At 34.9% G+C, this 1,459-nt stretch carries 2 protein-coding genes; both read left to right on the top strand.

Going from position 1 to position 1,459, the window contains the following annotated elements:
* Positions 1 to 42 precede the first annotated feature (42 nt).
* A complete protein-coding gene (locus BM114_RS14015) occupies positions 43 to 561 on the top strand; it encodes a DUF4329 domain-containing protein (RefSeq protein ID WP_143089363.1) in 519 nt (172 codons plus the stop codon).
* 13 nt (positions 562 to 574) lie between these two features.
* Positions 575 to 1,384, top strand: coding sequence for a hypothetical protein (locus tag BM114_RS14010; RefSeq protein ID WP_143089362.1), 810 nt, complete (start codon positions 575 to 577; stop codon positions 1,382 to 1,384).
* The last annotated feature ends 75 nt before the right edge of the window (positions 1,385 to 1,459 follow it).

Genomic DNA, 1,459 nt, shown 5'->3' with positions numbered 1-1,459 from the left:
GTTTTGTAACTTGTTGATTTTCACCTATAAAGGTACAAAATATTGGCGAGATTACCAACTTTTATAATGCTTTTCTTATCCCGAACTCGCGTAAAAGATGTAGAAGGAAGAAAATATTATACATATAGGAAACCTATAAGGGGATCGAAAGCTTCTGTTTCTTTAAGAGACCAATATAAAATCGACTATAGCGACATCAAGGATGTTGCTTTGGGTATAGTGGCCTCTGTACATACACATGCCGCGAAACAAGACAAATTAATTGATAGAAAGAAAAATATAGATTGGAATAATGAATTCTCAGGTAATCAATTTAATAAATACAAGAACAAGGAATGGAAAGGCGAACTCGCCAGAAATAAAGCATACCATTTGCCTGACGATATTAGCGAAGCTAACCGGACAAAATTAAAATCATTTTTAGTAACACCTAATTGGACTTTGAAATTATACAATCCAGATACAGGCGTTGTAAAAACTTTAAACAATAATATACCACATTCTACGACTTCGAATCCTTGGCTTGATAAGATAGCAAAGTGGATAAGGAAAGTATTTTAAAATTATAATAATTATGAGATATATTACATATTTTATCTTACTCACATTAGTATGTTTTTCTTCATGCAACAAGCAAGGTATCTCTTCAGCGGATAAACTCCTTGTGATAGGAAACGATACGCTGAGTTTGTTTTGTGCATATTCATGGGATGATGGCTATATGGCTTACTACAAGGATTCCGATAAATTAGTAGGGATTGATAACGAGTTTATAAAAGATATCAGTCAAGAAATTAATGACACCGTCATCTATTGGATAACCAAAGACTCTATTTACAGAAGCGACGGGAACTTAGTCTATTATGTAAAGGACGGTTTAATAGTGAGGGAATATCAGTACTTTGGTTTTAAAAGTCCATATGAGCGCGAATACATCTATGATTCAAACAGATGTTTAACGCATACCATGAGGCTGGACTCCAAAGACTACTTCAGCAATTATATTTGGAATCAAGACAGACTGGAAAGGATAGAAACTACGGAGCCCTATTTCTTTATTTTGGATGGAACAGCCTATATAAAATATGGTAGGTGGAAAGAATCGACTGTCAACGGCGGGCTTCCATTCTATATGTTTCGTCTTTTGGATGGCAAAGAAAAGGATCCTTTTCCCCTTATATTAATGGGCTATTACGGAAAAGTCCCAAGACAAGATATTTCCTCATTCGTATTCCAAGATATAAGGAAAAACAGCCTTATCAAAGAAACATATGAAAGCGAATATAATTCAGAAGGTCAGTTGGAATCCATCAAGATAGAAAACAATGACAAAACCAATAAGACCTTTCACTTTGAATTTGGACCGGCAGATTTGCAAGATTGAATATAATTGTCTAAATTTGTACAAGAGGTACAATAGGGGCGGCGGTTTTGCAATTCAAGCAAGCTCGATTGCACT

The sequence above is a fragment of the Prevotella sp. KH2C16 genome (genome assembly GCF_900113305.1).
In the GTDB taxonomy this organism is placed as follows: domain Bacteria; phylum Bacteroidota; class Bacteroidia; order Bacteroidales; family Bacteroidaceae; genus Prevotella.
Note: the sequence above shows the minus strand (reverse complement) of the source record. Positions and strands in the feature narration are given on the sequence as shown.